The sequence below is a fragment of the Cupriavidus sp. SK-3 genome (assembly GCF_000611145.1).
Lineage (GTDB): Bacteria > Pseudomonadota > Gammaproteobacteria > Burkholderiales > Burkholderiaceae > Cupriavidus.
This window is the reverse complement of sequence record NZ_JFJV02000018.1, coordinates 19,709-36,692: the sequence shown is the minus strand read 5'-3', so window position 1 is coordinate 36,692 and position 16,984 is coordinate 19,709. Positions and strand designations below refer to the sequence as shown.

The following is a 16,984-nucleotide window of genomic DNA, read 5'->3' as shown; positions in this document are numbered from 1 at the left end:
CCCGGCCCCCGCCGCTCCTCCCCATAGTCCTCCCCTGCCCGGACTCCCCCCTACGGAACTTGAAGCCCCGTGGATTGGCCCAAGCTATCTGCAGGTGGCCCAACCTGGCCACGTCGCAAATGCAAAGTGAAGGAGGCCTCTCATGTGGAAACGATTTTCAGCACTGTGGACGCTGCTGCGACGCGACGGCCGCTTGCTGTGGTTCGCGCTGCGCCATCCCGACGCACCGCCCTGGCTGCGGCCGGCCACGTTCGGCCTGGTGCTCTATGCCATTTCGCCCATCGACCTGATTCCCGACTTTATCCTTGGCCTGGGCATCGTGGACGACGTGGTGCTGATTCCGCTGGCGGTGCACTTCATGCTCAAGCGCCTGCCGCCGCATGTGCTGCGGCAGGCCGAGCTGCGCGCCGGCGCCACCACGGTGCGCGCCCGCTAGCGCGCGCCGCTCAGGGCAGCAGGATCGTGGTGCCGGTGGTCTTGCGGCCTTCGAGATCGCGATGCGCCTGTGCCACATCCGCCAGCGCATAACGCTGGCGAACCTCGATCCGGACCCGGCCGCTGGTCACCATTTCGAACAGTTCGGCAGCCATCGGCTCGAGCAGCTCGCGGTGTACCACGTAAGTCATCAGCGTCGGCCGCGTGACGCGCAGCGAGCCTTTGTTGCCCAGCAACGAGAGATCGAACGGCGGCACCGGACCCGATGCATTGCCGAACACCACCAGGGTGCCGCGCGGCTTCAGGCAATCCAGCGAGCCATTGAAAGTATCCTTGCCGACTGAATCGTAAACCGCCGCGACGCCCTTGCCGCCAGTGATTTCCCTGACCCTGTCCACGAACGATTCGCGGGTATAGACGATGGTGTGGTCGCAACCATGCGCGCGCGCCAGCGCAGCTTTTTCGTCACTGCCGGCGGTACCGATCACCGTGGCGCCCAGCGCCTTGAGCCACTGGCTGGCGATCAGGCCAACGCCGCCCGCGGCGGCGTGCAGCAGCACCGTATCGCCCGGCTGTACCCGGTAGCTGTCGCGCACCAGGTATTGCGTGGTCAGGCCCTGCAGCATCATCGCCGCGCCCTGCTCGAACGAGATGGCATCGGGCAGGCGCACCACGATATCGGCCGGCATGACCCGCACCTGCGCATACGCGCCCGTGGGACGGCCGGCATAGGCAACACGGTCGCCCACGCTGAGGTGCCGCACGCCATCGCCCACGGCCTCCACCACGCCGGCGCCTTCCATGCCGAGTCCGCCCGGCAGCGCCTGCTTGTACAGCCCGGTGCGGAAGTACACGTCGATGTAGTTGAGGCCGACCGCCTCGTGCCGCACGCGGACCTCGCCGGGGCCGGGATCCCCGACCTCGACGTCGACCCACTGCATCACCTCGGGGCCGCCGGTCTCGAAAATGCGGATGGCTTTGCTCATGTCGCGCTCCTGTTCCTGTTGATGCTTGTCGATGCTTGTCGATACGTGTCGATACGTGTCGATGCGCATCGGCAAACGATGTCATGCGCGGTCCGCGCGGAAACGATCAGGCCGGCTTGCCCGGCTCCGGGTATATACGCCGCAGCTCCGCGATCAACAGGTCGGCGGTCGCCACGTTGGTGGCGCAAGGCACGTTGTGCACGTCGCAGGCGCGCACCAGTGCATTGATATCGGGTTCGTGCGGCTGTGGTGTCATCGGATCGCGCAGAAAGATCACCACGCCGACGCGGCCCTCGGCCAGTTGCGCGCCGATCTGCAGGTCGCCGCCCCAGGGGCCGGACAGCATGCGCGTCACCGTGAGGCCGATTTCGTCGCTCAGGCGGCCGCCCGTGGTGCCGGTTGCCAGCAGTTCACAACGCGACAGGAAATCGCGATGGCGGCCGGCAAAGGCCACGATGTCATCTTTCTTGTGGTCGTGCGCGATCAGCGCGATACGGGGGGGAGTCATCGGCGTCATCCTGGCCAGTCAGCAAAGGCCGGGCCGGTACGGCCCGGCGGGAAACACGCCGGGCGGCGGCACTGCCACCGCCCGGAGGGGGGCAGGCGCTCAGAACGTGCCGGGGTAAGCGCCGCCGTCGAGCAGGACGTTCTGCCCGGTCATGTAGGCCGCCTGGCGGCTGCACAGGAAAGCGCAGGTGGCGCCGAACTCGGCCGGCTCGCCGAAGCGGCGGCTCGGGTTCAGCGCGGCGCGGCGCTGCGCAACCTCCTCGATGGACAGGCCGGCCTGCTTGGCGCCGCCTTCCATGGTCTTGTAGAGGCGGTCGGTATTGAACGGGCCGGGCAGCAGGTTGTTGACGGTCACGCCATGCTGCGCCACTTCGCGCGCCAGCCCGGCGACGAAGCCGGTCAGGCCGGAGCGTGCGCCGTTGGACAGCCCGAGCACGTCGATCGGCGCCTTGACGGCACCGCTGGTGATATTGATGATGCGGCCCCATTTGCGCGCGATCATGCCGTCCACCGTGGCCTTGATCAGTTCGATCGGCGTCAGCATATTGGCATCGATCGCTGCCAGCCAGGTATCACGGTCCCAGTCGCGGAAGTTGCCCGGCGGCGGCCCGCCCGCGTTGTTGACGAGGATGTCCAGGTCGCCCAGCTTGGCGACGGCGTCCAGCGCCAGCTTGCGCCCCGCCGGGGTGGTGATGTCGGTGGCGACAGGCACCACGCGCCGGCCGTGGCGCGCGCGCAGGTCCGCCGCCGCCTTTTCCAGCGCCTCGGCGCCGCGCGCCACGATCACCACGTCCACGCCTTCGGCAGCCAGCGCATCGGCGCAGGCAAAACCGAGACCCTTGCTGGCGCCGCACACCAGCGCATGCTTGCCGCGCAATCCTAGATCCATCTCATCGACTCCTTGTGTCATCGAGGCGGCCACCCGCCTGCTTGTTATCCTGCGTGCCCTTCACACCGCCGCGCCCCCTGGCTCCGGGGCGCGCCGACAGTAAATATATCCCGCCCATCACCAATGCGCTGCCGGCAAGCTGCACGCCGGTGATCGGCTCGCCCAGCAGCCAGAAGCCGAGAAACAAGGTGGACACCGGCCCGAGCATGCCCGCCTGCGACGCCATCGGCGCGCCAATGCGCGCCACCGCCACCATGGTCAGCGACACCGGAAGCACCGTGCAGAACACCGAGTTGACCAGCGACAGCCACATCACCGGCGCCGGCTGCAGCAGCGCCGCCAGCGGACGTCCCAGCACCAGGTATTGCACCACGCAGCAGGCGGTGGAAACACACATCGCATAGGCCACGAGCCGCAGCGACCCGATACGCTGCACCAGTTCGCCCGAGGCAATCAGGTAAATGCCATAGGTGAGTGCGCTGCCGAGCACCAGCGCGGCACCGAGCCACACGCCGCTGCCGCTCACGTCGAGATCATGCGCGAAAACCAGCACGATGCCTATATAGGCAAGCAGCAAGGACAGCCATTGCCGGGTGCTGATGCTGCGTTTGAACAGTACCGCGCTGGCCAGCAGCACGAAGGATGGCGTCAGAAACAGGATCAGCCGTTCCAGCCCGGCGGTGATGTACTGCAGCCCGAGGAAGTCGAGGAAGCTCGACAGGTAGTAGCCGATGATGCCAAGGAAGACGATGCGGCCACGGTCGGCCCAGGACAGCGCCGGCAACCGGCGCGACTGCCACCAGCCGATGGCCATGAACAGCGGCACGGCGAACAGCATGCGCAGGCTGATGACCATGACCGCGTCGACGTCGTAGCGGTACATCAGCTTGGCGACGATCGCCTTGCCGGAGAAGAGGATGGCGCCGACGGCGGCCACGGCAAGGCCGGCGCGCTGCGATGCCGGCTGGGCGGGAGACACGCTGCAGGTGCTGGAGAGCTGGGATGCGGACACGGGAAAGCCGGATAGAAGGGCCGCGTGCCGCCGGGGGCAAGGCGGACCGCTGAAGACGCGAGCCATTGTATTCGAAAAGAGTCAACTGCATCCGGCGGCCATTGCCCTGCGCGCGGCCGTTGGGCGATGTCACCTTCCTTGAGGAATCCCCCATGCAACGCACCCTCTGCTGACTGGCTCCGGTTTCGGCTGGATGATGGCGACGGCGCCGCTGGCAGGCATCCTGAAACTGCCGTAAGCTCGCCGCTCGGCGCGTGCGACACGTGCCCAATAAGAAGAACCAGGAGCATTCACTCATGACGGCAGTACCCCTTTCCCTCGTGTCCCCTCGCTTCGCCTTCCGCGGCAATCGTCCCGCGCCACGGACCGGCCAGCATGGCGCCCGTCCGCTGATGGCCGCCGTGGCCGCGGCGGCCGCACTCGCGGCCGGCTGGTTGCCCGGCGCCGCCAGCGCCGCGGATTTTCCCGCCAAGCCGATCCGCTTTATCGTGCCCTATGCCGCCGGCGGCACCACCGACCTGGTCGCGCGCACCGTCGGCCAGAAAGTAGCCGAGAAGCTCGGCCAGCCGGTGGTGGTGGAAAACCGCCCCGGAGCGGGCGGCAATATCGGCATGGAGGCGGTCGCCAAGGCCGCGCCGGATGGCTACACCATCGGCTTCGGCGCGATCTCGACCAATGCGCTCAACCCGCATATCTACAAGCACGTGCCATTCGATCCGCGCAAGGACTTCACCGCGGTGAGCCTGCTAGGCACCTCGACCATCGTGCTGGAAGTCAGCAACAGCCTGCCGGTGAAAACCGTGTCGGAACTGGTCAGCTATGCCAAGGCCCACCCCGGCCTGACCTACGCGACTGCGGGAACCGGCACGTCGATGCACCTGGCCGGCGCGATGTTCTCGCAGATGACGCAGGCCGGCCTGACCCATGTGCCATACAAAGGCAGCAGCCCGGCCATCAACGATATGCTGGGCGGCCATGTGCAGGTGATGTTCGACAACCTGCCCGCCTCGCTGCCGCACATCCAGGGCGGCAAGCTGCGCGCGCTGGCCGTGGCCGGCAAGAGCCGCTCGCCCGCCCTGCCGAATGTGCCGACGCTGGCCGAGGCCGGCCTGGCTGGCTACGCTGTCGAGCCGTGGTTCGGCGTGTACGGACCCGCCGGCATGCCCGCGCCGGTGGTGCAGGCGCTCAATGCCGCCTTCGTCGAGGCGCTGGGTAATGCGGACGTCAAGGACAAGCTGGTCCAGGCGGGCTTCAACCCGAAAGGCTCGAGCGCGGCGGAACTGCAGTCGCTGACGCTGTCCGAGTATGAGAAATTCGGCAAGGTCGCCAAGAGCGCCAGCATCTCGGTGGATTGAGCGGCGGGCCCCGCGCGCCGCCGGCCGGGACACTGCCGGGGGCGCGCGGCTTCGCATCCATTACAATCCGGCTGCACCGGGCCATCGCGCCCACTCCAGCCGCCTACCCGCCATGAAGCAAGATCCGCGTTTCCCCAAGCTGTACATCCTCGATCACCCGCTGATCCAGCACAAGCTCTCCCATATGCGCGACAAGGACACGTCCACGCGCACATTCCGCGAACTGCTGCGGGAGATCACGCTGCTGATGGGCTATGAAATCACGCGCAACCTGCCGCTCACCACGCGCCACATCGAGACGCCGCTGGTCGAACTGGATGCACCCGTGATCGCCGGCAAGAAGCTCACCATCGTGCCGGTGCTGCGCGCCGGCGTGGGCATGAGCGACGGCCTGGTCGAGCTGATTCCCTCGGCGCGCATCGGCCATATCGGCGTCTACCGAGATGACCAGCACCGCCCCGTGGAATACCTGGTTCGCCTGCCCGATGTGGAAGACCGCAGCTTTATCCTGTGCGATCCGATGGTCGCCACCGGCTACTCCGCCGCGCACGCGGTCGACGTGCTGAAGCGCCGCGGCGTCGCGGACGAAGCGATCACCTTCGTCGCGCTCGTGGCTGCGCCGGAAGGCGTGGAAGTGTTCCAGAAGGCGCATCCAGGCGTGAAGCTGTTCGTGGCCTCGCTGGATAGCCATCTGGACGAGCACGCCTACATCATTCCGGGCCTGGGCGACGCCGGCGACCGGCTGTTCGGGACCAAGAACTGAGCGTTCCCTTGAAAACGGCTCGAGCCGCGCTCTCTGCGCCCGGCTTGATCCGCCTCAACCCGCGCGGCGAGGGGTCTGCCTAGACTGGCGGCAACGGCACATGATCCGGTGTGCCGTGCCTGACCAGGGAGACCCAGATGGCAGCCTTGAAGATCCTGTTTACCACCGGCACCGGGCTGATGAGCCTCGGCGTCATTGGCTTCATCATCGGCATGGGGTGGTTCTTCACCCGGCTGTTCCTGCGCAAGATGCGGGAAGACGAGGCGGCGGCGCAACGCCGCTGAACCGGCCGCCGGCGCCTTCCGGCTTTCGCCTATTTCTTCTTGCCGGAACCCAGCAGGCTGCCCAGCACGCCACGGATCAGCTCGCGCCCGACTTGCGAGCCGACCGTGCGCGCCGCCGACTTGGCCATCGACTCCAGGATGGAATCGCCGCGCCCGGTCTTGCCGGTGCCCTTGGTCAGCCCGCCGAAGATCTCGCCCGCCTGGTCGAGCCAGCCGCCACCCTGCGCGGGTGCCTGCTCCGGCTGGCCTGCCGTGGGCGCTGGCGCGCCGTTGCCGGCGGTGGATGGAGATGACGCCGGCACGGCCGCCCGGCCCTTGAGTTTCTCGTAGGCCGACTCGCGATCGATCGCCTGCTCGTAGGTGCCGGCTACGAGCGACGCAGCCAGCAACTGCTTGCGCTCGTCATCGGTGATGGGGCCGATCCGGCTGCCGGGCGCCACTATCCAGGCACGTTCCGTCATGCCGGGAATGCCCTTGGCGTCGAGCAGCGACACCAGCGCCTCACCTACGCCGAGTTCCCCGATCGCCTTCTCCAGGTCCAGGCCAGGCTTGGCGCGCATGGTGGTCGCCGCCACCTTGACGGCCTTCTGGTCGCGCGGCGTAAAGGCGCGCAGCGCGTGCTGCACGCGGTTGCCAAGCTGCCCCAGCACGGTGTCGGGAATATCGACGGGATTCTGCGTGACGAAATACACGCCAACGCCCTTGGAGCGGATCAGGCGCACCACCTGCTCGATCTTGTCGAGCAGGCCCTTGGGCGCGTCGTTGAACAGCAGGTGCGCCTCGTCGAAGAAGAACACCAGCTTGGGCTTGTCGAGATCGCCGGCCTCGGGCAGCTTCTCGAACAGTTCCGACAGCAGCCACAACAGGAAGGTGGCGTAGAGCTTGGGCGAATTCAGCAGCTTGTCGGCGGCCAGGATATTCACCACGCCCTGCCCGTTCTCGGTCTGGATGAAATCATCCAGGTTGAGCATGGGCTCGCCGAAGAACGCATCGGCGCCTTGCGATTCCAGCGCCATCAGGCCGCGCTGGATGGCGCCGATCGAGGCTGCCGAGATATTGCCGTATTCGGTGGTGAACTGCCCGGCGTTGTCTCCCACGTACTGCAGCATGGCGCGCAGGTCCTTGGCGTCGAGCAGCAACAGCCCGCTGGCGTCGGCGATGCGGAATACCAGGTTGAGCACGCCCTGCTGGGTGTCGTTGAGGTCCAGCATGCGCGACAGCAGCAGCGGCCCCATATGCGAGACCGTCGCCCGCACGGGATGGCCCTTCTGCCCGAATACGTCCCACAGCGTGGTAGGGCAGGCGCCCCACACCGGCTCGGGCAGGCCCAGGTCCGCCAGGCGCGCCTTGAGCTTGTCGGAGAGCTTGCCCGGCTGGGAGATGCCGGTCAGGTCACCTTTGACGTCAGCCATGAAGACCGGCACGCCCAGCCGCGAAAAACCCTGGGCCAGGCTTTGCAGCGTCACGGTCTTGCCGGTGCCGGTGGCGCCGGTGATCAGGCCGTGCCGGTTGCCCATCTCGGGCAGCAGGGCAAGTTCGAGCTCGGCGTTCTTGGCGATGAGGATGGGTTCGGCCATGGTTTCTCAGGTTGGCAGGCAGCACAGCGGCATCGCCGCGACCGTCCCCGCCCGTGCGCCGCCCCCCGTGATCGCGGGACCGGCGGCGGCGGGGCCGCGTGATAAAATGCTGGGCTGATTATAGCCAGCCCCCAGGCCGGCTCACAGACACACAACACCATCCAGCCGTGCCGCCGATCACCCGTTGTTCGCCCGGCCCGGCCGGCGCGCGCCGTCAGGGCGCGCGCATCAAACGTTTTGCGCTTCGGAGAGAATCATGGCCGGTCACTCAAAATGGGCCAATATCAAACACAAGAAAGCCGCCGCTGACGCCAAGCGCGGCAAGGTCTGGACCCGCCTGATCAAGGAAATCACCGTCGCCGCGAAGCTCGGCGGCGGCGATGCCGATTCCAACCCGCGCCTGCGCCTGTCCATGGACAAGGCGATGGACGCGAACATGCCGAAGGACAACATCCAGCGCGCCATCCAGCGCGGCGTGGGTGGCCTGGAAGGCGCCAACTACGAAGAAATCCGCTACGAGGGCTACGGCCTGGCCGGCGCGGCCATCATCGTCGACTGCCTCACCGACAACCGTACCCGCACCGTGGCCGAAGTGCGCCATGCCTTCTCCAAGAACGGCGGCAACATGGGCACGGAAGGCTCGGTGGCATTCATGTTCACCCACTGCGGCCAGTTCCTGTTCGCCCCCGGCACCGCCGAGGACAAGCTGATGGAAGTCGCGCTGGAAGCCGGCGCCGACGATGTCGTCACCAACGACGACGAATCGATCGAAGTGCTGTGCCCGCCCAACGATTTCGCCACGGTCAAGGCCGCGCTGGAAGCCGCGGGTTTCAAGGCCGAGATGGCCGACGTCACGATGAAGCCGCAGAACGAAGTCAGCTTCTCCGGCGACGACGCCGTCAAGATGCAAAAGCTGCTCGACGCCCTGGAAAACCTGGACGACGTGCAGGAAGTCTTCACCAACGCGGTGATCGAGGAGTAAGGCGGGGATCGGGCAAGACCTCGCCTCACGGCGGCAGCGCGGTTCGATGAGCCATGGCTGCCGCTTTTCGCATTTCGCATGCGTCATTTTTTCTGGCAGTAGATCATGAAAGTATTGGTTGTCGGCTCGGGTGGTCGTGAACACGCGATGGCCTGGAAATTGGCCCAGTCGCCCAAGGTGCAGGTGGTGTACGTGGCGCCGGGCAACGGCGGCACCGCGCTCGACAAGCGTCTGCAGAACGTGCCCCTGACAGATCCGGAAGTGCTGGCCGCCTTTGCCGAGCGCGAGGGCGTGCACTTCACGGTAGTCGGCCCCGAGGCGCCGCTGGCGGCCGGCATCGTCGATATCTTCCGTGCCAAGGGCCTGCGCATCTTCGGCCCCACGCAAGCGGCGGCCCAGCTGGAATCGTCCAAGGATTTCGCCAAGGCGTTCATGCAGCGCCACGGCATCCCGACCGCCGCCTACCAGACCTTCAACGACGCCGCCGCGGCGCATGCCTACATCGACGCGCAGGGCGCGCCGATCGTGATCAAGGCCGACGGCCTGGCCGCCGGCAAGGGCGTGGTGGTTGCCGCCACGCTGGAAGAAGCGCACGCCGCGGTCGACATGATGCTGGCCGACAACCGCCTCGGCGATGCCGGCGCGCGCGTGGTGATCGAGGAATTCCTCGAAGGCGAGGAAGCCAGCTTTATCGTGCTGGTGGACGGCAGGAACGTCCTCGCGCTGGCCACCAGCCAGGACCACAAGCGCCTGCTCGATCACGACGCCGGCCCCAATACCGGCGGCATGGGTGCGTATTCGCCCGCGCCGGTGGTCACGCCCGCGCTGCATGCCCGCGCCTTGCGCGAGATCATCATGCCGACCGTGCGCGGCATGGAAAAGGACGGCATCGTCTACACCGGCTTCCTCTACGCCGGCCTGATGATCGACGCCGAAGGCAACCTCAAGACGCTGGAATTCAACTGCCGCATGGGCGACCCGGAAACCCAGCCGATCCTGGCCCGCCTGAAGACCGACCTGGTCGATGTGATGGAGCACGCGGTCACCGGCAAGCTCGACGAGATCGAACTGGACTGGGACCGCCGCACCGCGCTGGGCGTGGTGATGGCCGCCTATGGCTATCCCGACGCTCCACGCAAGGGCGACGCCATTACCGGCATCCCGGCCGAGACGGAGGAAAGCGTGACCTTCCACGCCGGCACCACGCTCAAGGACGGCACCCTGCTGACCACGGGCGGCCGTGTCCTGTGCGTGGTAGGGCTGGCGGATACCGTCAAGGCAGCGCAACGCGCGGCCTACAGCGCGGCCGAGAAGATCCACTTCGATGGCATGCAGTACCGCACCGACATCGGCTACCGCGCCATCAAACGGTAAAGGGACGAACAGATCTGCCGCGCGGCCCATGGCGGGCCGCTCACCACGGTTTCTTCGCCCTTTACGGCGCTTTGTGCTGAATTTGCCGAATCCGGCCAAGTGTTGTCCCAGCCAGTACAATCATGACATCGCCATGACGGCCGGGCAGATTGACTGACCTGCCCGGCCGTCACCGCTCCGGCCACCCGCCCGCACACCATGATCGATTCCCAGGCAGTCCGTGCCTATCTGCTCGGTCTGCAAGACCGTATCACCGACGCTGTCGCCGCCATCGACGGCAAGGCGTTTTCCACCGATGCCTGGGAAAAGCCGCCCACCGAGCGCCTGCGCGGCAGCGGCCGCACCCGTATCCTCGAAGGTGGCGCCGTAATGGAGCGCGCCGGCGTGGGCTTCTCGCACGTGCGCGGCGACGCGCTGCCGCCCTCGGCCACGGCCAACCGGCCCGAGCTGGCCGGCCGCGGCTTCGAGGCGCTGGGCGTCTCGCTGGTGTTCCACCCGCGCAATCCCTACGTCCCGACCGTGCACATGAACGTGCGCTGCCTGATGGCGGTGAAGGATGGCGCCGAGCCGGTCTGGTGGTTTGGCGGCGGCATGGACCTGACGCCGTACTACGGCAACACCGAAGACTGCAGGCACTTCCACGTCACCTGCCGCGATGCGCTCGCGCCCTATGGCGGCGAACTCTATCCGCGCTTCAAGCAATGGTGCGACGAGTACTTCTTCCTCAAGCACCGGGGCGAAGCGCGCGGCATTGGCGGCATCTTCTTCGATGACTTCTCCGCGCTGGGCTTCGATCGCAGCTTTGCCATGATGCAATCCGTGGGCGATGCATTCCTGGAGGCCTACCTGCCGATCCTGCAGGCACGCAAGGATACGCCCTATGGCGAACGCGAGCGGGAATTCCAGGCCTACCGCCGTGGCCGCTATGTGGAGTTCAACCTGGTATTCGACCGCGGCACGCATTTCGGGCTGCAGTCGGGCGGACGCAGCGAATCGATCCTGATGTCGATGCCGCCGCTGGCAAGCTGGCGCTACGACTGGCAGCCGGAGCCGGGCAGCGCGGAAAGCGCGCTGTACACCGACTTCCTGCCCGTGCGCGAGTGGGCCTGACGGCAACCCCATGGCACACGACATCGCACAACCGCTCACCGCCAACGCGGCAGACGCAAGCAACGGCACCCGCCCCTACCGCCTCGGCATCCTCGGCGGCACCTTCGATCCGCCCCATATCGGCCACGTGGCGCTGGCCAGGCTTTGCATCGAGCATCTCGAACTGGACGAACTGGTCTGGATCCCGACCGGCCAGTCATGGCAGAAAGGCGACGACGTCACCCCCGCCGCCGACCGCCTCGCCATGACCGAACTGGCCGCGCAGGCGCTGTCCGACACGCGCGCGCTGGTCCATGCCAGCCGCATGGAAGTCGATCGCGCGGGCCCCAGCTACACGGTCGATACCGTGCACGAACTGCGCCAGCACTATGGTCCCACCGCTTCGCTGGCCTGGCTCATGGGTGCCGACCAGTTGCTGCGCCTGCACACCTGGCATGGCTGGCAGGAACTGTTCGCCGACGTGCACCTTTGCGTGGCGACGCGGCCCGGTTTCGACCTCGCCAAACTCGATGGTCCGGTACGGGAAGAGCTCGCCGCGCGGCGGGCGCCCACCGACCTGATACAATCCATGCCCTCCGGCCGCATGTGGATCGACCAGACGCTAGCCGTCGACCTCTCCTCCACCGCCCTACGCCAACGCCTGGCTGCCGGACAACCGGCAGATGACCAGCTGCCGTCCGGCGTGGCACACTACATCGCGAGCCGCGGCCTGTATCGGCCGACCCCGTCGGATCTGCCCATCCCGGCCCGCCCCCAAACCGATCTCAGCTGAACTGAAAAAGCACCATGGATATTCGTAAACTGCAACGCGCCATCGTCGACGGCCTCGAGGATGTCAAAGCGCAGGACATCAAGGTGTACGACACCACCCACCTGACGGAACTGTTCGACCGGGTGGTGATCGCCAGCGGGACTTCGAACCGCCAGACCAAGGCGCTGGCCGCCTCGGTCCGCGATACCGTCAAGGACGCCGGCGGCCATATCGTCGCGGTGGAAGGGCTGGAAACGGGCGAATGGGTGCTGGTGGACTGCGGCGACGCGGTGGTCCACATCATGCAGCCGCAGTTGCGCATGTACTACAACCTGGAAGAACTCTGGGGCGACAAGCCGGTACGGCTCAAGCTGTCCACCGCCAAGAAGGGCCTGGCCAAGGCCAGCGAGCCCATCGACGGCGAAGACGAGGACGATAGCCCGGTGGTGCGCACCGCACGCCGCGCCACCGGCCTGCGCCCGGCCCTGGCCCGCCTGCCCGAAGGCATGAAAGAGCCTTCGCCGCCGCTTGGCCATGAAGACACCGACCCGGATGCCATCGCCACCAACCGCGCCCCGACCGTACAGAAACGCCTGACCAGCGCGCTGGGCTCGGCCCCGGCACGCAAGGCACCGGCCAAGTCGGCCGCGCCGCGCAAGACAGCCGCCGGTACCGGCGCGGCACGCAAGACCGCCACCAAGACCGCAGCGACCAAGGCGGCCGCCAAGGCACCCGCCAAGACGCCTGCCGCCAAGGCACCGGCCGCGCGCAAGCGCACCACCCGCTCGGCCTGAGCGGAACCGCTCCGCTTCCCGTCATGCAGTTGCTGATCGTGGCCGTTGGCCACAAGATGCCCGGCTGGATCGAAACCGGTTTCGCCGAGTACGCGAAGCGCATGCCACCCGAGCTGCGCATCGAGCTGCGCGAAATCAAGCCCGAGGCGCGCTCGTCAAGCAATAACGCCACCACCGTGATGCAGCGCGAGGCGGCCCGCATCGAGGCGGCGCTGCCCAAGCAATGCCGCATCGTGGCACTGGACGAGCGCGGGCGCGATCTCACCACCGTGCAGCTCGCCGCCCAGCTGGGCGACTGGCAGCGCGAAGGCGGCGACGTCGCCTTCCTGATCGGCGGCGCGGACGGGCTGGATCCCGCGTTGAAGGCGCGCGCGCAGACGCTGCTGCGCCTGTCCAGCCTGACCATGCCGCATGGCATGGTGCGCGTGCTGCTGGCCGAGCAGCTTTACCGCGCCTGGTCGGTGACGCAGAATCATCCGTACCATCGCGCCTGAAGCTGGCTGGCTGCCGCCAGTGGCACGCAGCGGGCGAGGCCGGCAGGTACAATGCGACCGAAGCGGCGCATGCCGCCGGCACATTTCCCCGGATCCCCGACTGCCCTGCCGTGACCCATTCCTTCCTCTACCTCGCCTCCCAGAGCCCGCGCCGGCGTGAATTGCTGACCCAGCTTGGCGTCGCCTACGAACTGCTGCTGGCCGATGACACCGAAGACGCCGAGGCGCTGGAAACCGTGCTGCCGGGCGAGAGCCCCGACGACTACGTGCAGCGCGTGTGCGCGCTCAAGGCCGAGGCCGCGCTGCGCCGGCGCGAACGGCGCGCCCTGCCCGACGCCCCGATCCTGACCTCGGACACCACCGTCTGCCTGGGCGGCGAAATCCTCGGCAAGCCCGCCGACGACGCCGACGCCGCGCGCATGCTGGCGGCGCTGGCAGGCCGCACCCACCGCGTACTGACCGCCGTGACCGTCGTGTCCACGCTTGGCCTGCGCCACGCGCTTTCGGTCTCCGAGGTCAGTTTCCGGCCCATGACGGCCGATGAAGTCGCGGCCTATGTCGCCAGCGGCGAGCCGGCCGGCAAGGCCGGCGCCTACGGCATCCAGGGCCGCGCGGCGGAGTTCGTCGCGCGAATCGACGGCAGCTATTCGGGTATCATGGGTTTGCCCCTGTTTGAGACCGCTTCGCTGCTCAGACAGGCCCAACTGCGGTTCTGAGAACCCCGCCGCCGCCCTTTCCGCTACCCCGCGGCTGCCCTGGCCAAGGCAGCGCCCCGGAGCGCATGGCGGCACAGTGCGGACAACCCCCTGGCCGGTCAGCCGGCGACGAGTTTCATCCACTATGACTGAAGACATCCTCGTCAACATCACACCGCAGGAAACGCGCGTGGCCATCGTGCAGCAGGCCGCCGTGCAGGAACTCCATGTCGAGCGCACGCTGTCACGCGGGCTCGTCGGCAATATCTACCTGGGCAAGGTCGTACGTGTGCTGCCCGGCATGCAATCCGCCTTTATCGACATCGGGCTCGAACGCGCCGCATTCCTGCACGTCGCCGATATCTGGCATCCGCGCGACCCGGAAAAGAACGGCAATGCCGCGCCCCTGGCGATCGAGAAGACGCTCTATGAAGGCCAGGCGCTGATGGTGCAGGTCATCAAGGATCCGATCGGCACCAAGGGCGCGCGCCTGTCCACCCAGGTGAGCATCGCCGGACGCACCCTGGTCTACCTGCCACAGGACCCGCACATCGGCATCTCCCAGCGCATCGAGGGCGAGGTCGACCGCGAAGCCCTGCGCTCGCGCGTGCAAAGCCTGGTACCGGCGGACGAACGCGGCGGCTTTATCGTGCGCACCATTGCCGAAGAGTCCAGCAATGAGGAACTTGGCAACGATATTGCCTACCTGCGCAAGATCTGGGCCTCCATCCGCCAGAATGCCACCACCCTGCCCGCGCCCAGCCTGCTGTACCAGGATCTCAACCTGGCCCAGCGCGTGCTGCGCGACTTCGTCAACGACGCCACCAACGTGATTCAGGTGGATTCGCGCGAGAACTACCAGAAGCTGGTGGAGTTCGCGGAGGAATACACCCCGGCCGTGCTGCCGCGCCTGTCGCACTACACCGGCGAGCGCCCTGTCTTCGACCTCTTCAATATCGACGCCGAAATCGAAAAGGCCCTGTCGCGCCGGGTCGACCTGAAATCAGGCGGCTACCTGATGATCGACCAGACGGAGGCCATGACCACGATCGACGTCAACACCGGTGGCTACGTCGGCGCGCGCAACTTCGACGACACGATTTTCAAGACCAACCTGGAAGCAGCGCACACGATTGCGCGCCAGCTGCGGCTGCGCAACCTGGGCGGCATCATCATCATCGATTTCATCGATATGGAGAACACCGAGCACCGCGACCAGGTGCTGTCGGAACTCAAGCGCGCACTGTCGCGCGACCGCACGCGCATCACCGTCAACAGCTTCTCGCAACTCGGGCTGGTGGAGATGACCCGCAAGCGCACCCGCGAATCGCTGGCGCACGTGCTGTGCGAGCAATGCCCCGTGTGCACGGGCAAGGGCCAGGTCAAGACGCCGCGCACGGTGTGCTACGACATCCTGCGCGAAATCATGCGCGAGTCGCGCCAGTTCAACCCGCGCGAATTCCGCATCCTCGGCTCGCAGCAAGTGATCGACCTGTTCCTGGAGGAAGAAAGCCAGCATCTGGCCATGCTCGGCGACTTCATCGGCAAGCCAATCTCGCTGCAGGTGGAATCGACCTTCCACCAGGAGCAGTACGACATCATCCTGATGTAGCAGTCCGGGCCGTTTGGGCTCGCCTTCCTTGCGCCATCCACTATAAATAGTGATAAGGGATGCGCCTCGCCAGTGCATCGCCAGTGCATCGCGCGCGCCGCGATACCGGGCGCAAGGAGTCACCATGAAGAACAAGTGCTGGCCTCTGTGGCCGTGGCTTTTTGTCGCCGCGCTGACGGCATGCACCGTGACACTGCCGCCGGCCCCACCCGCCGCGCGCGCACCTGCGCCCCCCGCGGCGGCGCCCGCTGTTGTCCGCGAACGGCCCACGCCAATTGTTCCGCGCGACATCGATATCTCCGCCAATTGCCAGCGCACCGAGGAAGACGGCTTCCGCGAGGATGCGCATATGCAAGTGGTGAGCAATGACGTGCGCAGTCTGTCCTGGAAACTCTGGGTGGGCAGGCGTGGCTCCTGCCATTTCGATCTCGCCGAGTTCCGCCAGGTGCGCAAGACTCCGCACATCGAACTGCGGGCCATCGACGACAGCGGCTGCACACTGATGGTGTGGCAGGATCCGCGGCGCGTCACGCTCGCCCATGCGCATTGCGAGCAGCATTGCACCCCGGGCATCTATGAACAGGCGTGGCCGGTACTGTTCAACCCGCGCAGCGGCACGTGCGCGCAGATCCGGTAGCGCGCAGCACGCGGCTGGCACGGGGAAACAGGAAAAGGAGACGGAGACGAGCGCGACGGGCACCGTCTCCGGAAAGCAGCCGGCCGCCCTACTTTGCCTTTGGCACACGCCCCATCAGGTAGAACTCCTCGTTCGGCCGCATGCTGATGGTGTTGGCCATGCGGTTGGACAAGCCGAAGAAGGCGGTGATGGCCGCAATATCCCAGGCGTCCTCGTCGCTGAACCCATGCTTGCGCAGTGCAGCGAAATCGGCGTCGTCCACCTCACTGGAGGTCTGGCAGACCTTGAGAGCGAAGTCGAGCATGGCGCGCTGGCGTGGCGTGATGTCGGCCTTGCGGTAGTTCACAGCCACCTGGTCGGCCAGCACCGGTTTTTTCTCGTAGATGCGCAGGATGGCGCCATGCGCGACCACGCAGTACAGGCACTGGTTGGCGCCCGAGGTGGCAACCACGATCATTTCGCGCTCGCCCTTGGTCAGCCCCCCGTCCTTGAGCATCAGCGCGTCGTGGTAGGCGAAGAAGGCGCGGAATTCGTCCGGCCGGTGGGCCAGCGTGAGGAACACGTTGGGTACGAAACCTGCCTTGTCCTGGACTTCCAGGATGCGCGCCCGGATGTCCTCGGGCAACTCGGCGATGGCGGGAACCGGGTAGCGGCTCAGCGGCGGCGTGGATGCGGTCATGGTGGTCTCCTTCGGGGGTATCCCCCTCTTTGCACTGCGCATGATCCG

General features: G+C 66.8%; 19 protein-coding genes. 13 read left to right on the top strand and 6 right to left on the bottom strand.

What is annotated here, in order from left to right; translation table 11 throughout:
• The first annotated feature begins 142 nt into the window (after window positions 1–142).
• Window positions 143–436, top strand: a complete 294-nt coding sequence (locus CF70_RS01400; RefSeq protein ID WP_035859434.1) for a YkvA family protein — start codon at window positions 143–145, stop codon at window positions 434–436.
• Window positions 437–446: 10 nt separating this feature from the next.
• On the opposite strand, the gene CF70_RS01395 is transcribed toward CF70_RS01400, so the two are convergent.
• The 4 genes from CF70_RS01395 to CF70_RS01380 form a co-directional block, all read right to left on the bottom strand.
• Window positions 447–1,421 (bottom strand): quinone oxidoreductase family protein, encoded by a 975-nt coding sequence (locus CF70_RS01395; RefSeq protein ID WP_035859432.1) that lies wholly within the window; start codon window positions 1,419–1,421, stop codon window positions 447–449.
• Between the two features lie 106 nt (window positions 1,422–1,527).
• Entirely contained in the window at window positions 1,528–1,929 is a 402-nt protein-coding gene (locus CF70_RS01390) for a methylglyoxal synthase (RefSeq protein WP_035859430.1), read from the bottom strand.
• Between the two features lie 99 nt (window positions 1,930–2,028).
• Complete coding sequence (locus tag CF70_RS01385) at window positions 2,029–2,817, bottom strand: SDR family oxidoreductase (protein WP_035859428.1); 789 nt, start codon at window positions 2,815–2,817, stop codon at window positions 2,029–2,031.
• Window position 2,818: 1 nt separating this feature from the next.
• Window positions 2,819–3,829: a DMT family transporter gene (locus tag CF70_RS01380; protein ID WP_414629417.1), complete on the bottom strand. Its 1,011-nt coding sequence runs from the start codon at window positions 3,827–3,829 to the stop codon at window positions 2,819–2,821.
• Between the two features lie 392 nt (window positions 3,830–4,221).
• Here CF70_RS01380 and CF70_RS01375 point away from each other — a divergent pair, with 392 nt between their 5' ends.
• The 3 genes from CF70_RS01375 (at window position 4,222) to CF70_RS34390 (ending at window position 6,231) form a co-directional block, all read left to right on the top strand.
• Window positions 4,222–5,184: a Bug family tripartite tricarboxylate transporter substrate binding protein gene (locus CF70_RS01375; RefSeq protein ID WP_035859426.1), complete on the top strand. Its 963-nt coding sequence runs from the start codon at window positions 4,222–4,224 to the stop codon at window positions 5,182–5,184.
• A gap of 112 nt (window positions 5,185–5,296) precedes the next feature.
• Entirely contained in the window at window positions 5,297–5,947 is a 651-nt protein-coding gene (upp, locus tag CF70_RS01370; RefSeq protein WP_035859424.1) for a uracil phosphoribosyltransferase, read from the top strand.
• A 137-nt stretch (window positions 5,948–6,084) separates the two neighbouring features.
• Complete coding sequence (locus CF70_RS34390) at window positions 6,085–6,231, top strand: DUF3149 domain-containing protein (protein WP_081861985.1); 147 nt, start codon at window positions 6,085–6,087, stop codon at window positions 6,229–6,231.
• 29 nt (window positions 6,232–6,260) lie between these two features.
• Here the strand turns inward: CF70_RS34390 and CF70_RS01365 are convergent, their stop codons facing one another.
• Entirely contained in the window at window positions 6,261–7,808 is a 1,548-nt protein-coding gene (locus tag CF70_RS01365) for a helicase HerA-like C-terminal domain-containing protein (protein WP_035859422.1), read from the bottom strand.
• A gap of 256 nt (window positions 7,809–8,064) precedes the next feature.
• Here CF70_RS01365 and CF70_RS01360 point away from each other — a divergent pair, with 256 nt between their 5' ends.
• From CF70_RS01360 to CF70_RS01320, 9 genes are all read left to right on the top strand, one after another.
• Window positions 8,065–8,790, top strand: coding sequence for a YebC/PmpR family DNA-binding transcriptional regulator (locus CF70_RS01360; protein WP_035859421.1), 726 nt, complete (start codon window positions 8,065–8,067; stop codon window positions 8,788–8,790).
• A gap of 105 nt (window positions 8,791–8,895) precedes the next feature.
• Window positions 8,896–10,164, top strand: a complete 1,269-nt coding sequence (purD, locus tag CF70_RS01355) for a phosphoribosylamine--glycine ligase (RefSeq protein ID WP_035859419.1) — start codon at window positions 8,896–8,898, stop codon at window positions 10,162–10,164.
• Window positions 10,165–10,362: 198 nt separating this feature from the next.
• Window positions 10,363–11,274 carry an oxygen-dependent coproporphyrinogen oxidase gene (hemF, locus tag CF70_RS01350; protein WP_035859418.1) on the top strand — a complete coding sequence of 304 codons (912 nt, stop codon included), beginning with the start codon at window positions 10,363–10,365 and terminating at the stop codon, window positions 11,272–11,274.
• 10 nt (window positions 11,275–11,284) lie between these two features.
• Window positions 11,285–12,046, top strand: a complete 762-nt coding sequence (locus CF70_RS01345; protein ID WP_035859416.1) for a nicotinate-nucleotide adenylyltransferase — start codon at window positions 11,285–11,287, stop codon at window positions 12,044–12,046.
• Window positions 12,047–12,060: 14 nt separating this feature from the next.
• Window positions 12,061–12,819, top strand: a complete 759-nt coding sequence (gene rsfS, locus CF70_RS01340) for a ribosome silencing factor (protein WP_035859414.1) — start codon at window positions 12,061–12,063, stop codon at window positions 12,817–12,819.
• Window positions 12,820–12,842: 23 nt separating this feature from the next.
• Window positions 12,843–13,313, top strand: a complete 471-nt coding sequence (gene rlmH / locus CF70_RS01335; protein WP_035859413.1) for a 23S rRNA (pseudouridine(1915)-N(3))-methyltransferase RlmH — start codon at window positions 12,843–12,845, stop codon at window positions 13,311–13,313.
• A gap of 92 nt (window positions 13,314–13,405) precedes the next feature.
• Window positions 13,406–14,029, top strand: coding sequence for a Maf family protein (locus tag CF70_RS01330; protein ID WP_081861993.1), 624 nt, complete (start codon window positions 13,406–13,408; stop codon window positions 14,027–14,029).
• Between the two features lie 124 nt (window positions 14,030–14,153).
• A complete protein-coding gene (gene rng / locus CF70_RS01325) occupies window positions 14,154–15,620 on the top strand; it encodes a ribonuclease G (protein WP_035859409.1) in 1,467 nt (488 codons plus the stop codon).
• 124 nt (window positions 15,621–15,744) lie between these two features.
• Complete coding sequence (locus tag CF70_RS01320) at window positions 15,745–16,257, top strand: hypothetical protein (protein ID WP_051647957.1); 513 nt, start codon at window positions 15,745–15,747, stop codon at window positions 16,255–16,257.
• Window positions 16,258–16,345: 88 nt separating this feature from the next.
• Here the strand turns inward: CF70_RS01320 and CF70_RS01315 are convergent, their stop codons facing one another.
• Window positions 16,346–16,936, bottom strand: coding sequence for a peroxidase-related enzyme (locus CF70_RS01315; RefSeq protein ID WP_035859407.1), 591 nt, complete (start codon window positions 16,934–16,936; stop codon window positions 16,346–16,348).
• Between the last annotated feature and the right edge of the window lie 48 nt (window positions 16,937–16,984).

What these genes read in the sequence shown, in the direction of transcription:
- CF70_RS01400 (WP_035859434.1), top strand. Translation starts at nt 143, where the DNA reads ATGTGGAAACGATTTTCAGCACTGTGGACGCTGCTGCGACGCGACGGC.
- CF70_RS01395 (WP_035859432.1), bottom strand. Translation starts at nt 1,421, where the DNA reads ATGAGCAAAGCCATCCGCATTTTCGAGACCGGCGGCCCCGAGGTGATG.
- CF70_RS01390 (WP_035859430.1), bottom strand. Translation starts at nt 1,929, where the DNA reads ATGACTCCCCCCCGTATCGCGCTGATCGCGCACGACCACAAGAAAGAT.
- CF70_RS01385 (WP_035859428.1), bottom strand. Translation starts at nt 2,817, where the DNA reads ATGGATCTAGGATTGCGCGGCAAGCATGCGCTGGTGTGCGGCGCCAGC.
- CF70_RS01375 (WP_035859426.1), top strand. Translation starts at nt 4,222, where the DNA reads ATGGCCGCCGTGGCCGCGGCGGCCGCACTCGCGGCCGGCTGGTTGCCC.
- upp (WP_035859424.1), top strand. Translation starts at nt 5,297, where the DNA reads ATGAAGCAAGATCCGCGTTTCCCCAAGCTGTACATCCTCGATCACCCG.
- CF70_RS34390 (WP_081861985.1), top strand. Translation starts at nt 6,085, where the DNA reads ATGGCAGCCTTGAAGATCCTGTTTACCACCGGCACCGGGCTGATGAGC.
- CF70_RS01365 (WP_035859422.1), bottom strand. Translation starts at nt 7,808, where the DNA reads ATGGCCGAACCCATCCTCATCGCCAAGAACGCCGAGCTCGAACTTGCC.
- CF70_RS01360 (WP_035859421.1), top strand. Translation starts at nt 8,065, where the DNA reads ATGGCCGGTCACTCAAAATGGGCCAATATCAAACACAAGAAAGCCGCC.
- purD (WP_035859419.1), top strand. Translation starts at nt 8,896, where the DNA reads ATGAAAGTATTGGTTGTCGGCTCGGGTGGTCGTGAACACGCGATGGCC.
- hemF (WP_035859418.1), top strand. Translation starts at nt 10,363, where the DNA reads ATGATCGATTCCCAGGCAGTCCGTGCCTATCTGCTCGGTCTGCAAGAC.
- CF70_RS01345 (WP_035859416.1), top strand. Translation starts at nt 11,285, where the DNA reads ATGGCACACGACATCGCACAACCGCTCACCGCCAACGCGGCAGACGCA.
- rsfS (WP_035859414.1), top strand. Translation starts at nt 12,061, where the DNA reads ATGGATATTCGTAAACTGCAACGCGCCATCGTCGACGGCCTCGAGGAT.
- rlmH (WP_035859413.1), top strand. Translation starts at nt 12,843, where the DNA reads ATGCAGTTGCTGATCGTGGCCGTTGGCCACAAGATGCCCGGCTGGATC.
- rng (WP_035859409.1), top strand. Translation starts at nt 14,154, where the DNA reads ATGACTGAAGACATCCTCGTCAACATCACACCGCAGGAAACGCGCGTG.
- CF70_RS01320 (WP_051647957.1), top strand. Translation starts at nt 15,745, where the DNA reads ATGAAGAACAAGTGCTGGCCTCTGTGGCCGTGGCTTTTTGTCGCCGCG.
- CF70_RS01315 (WP_035859407.1), bottom strand. Translation starts at nt 16,936, where the DNA reads ATGACCGCATCCACGCCGCCGCTGAGCCGCTACCCGGTTCCCGCCATC.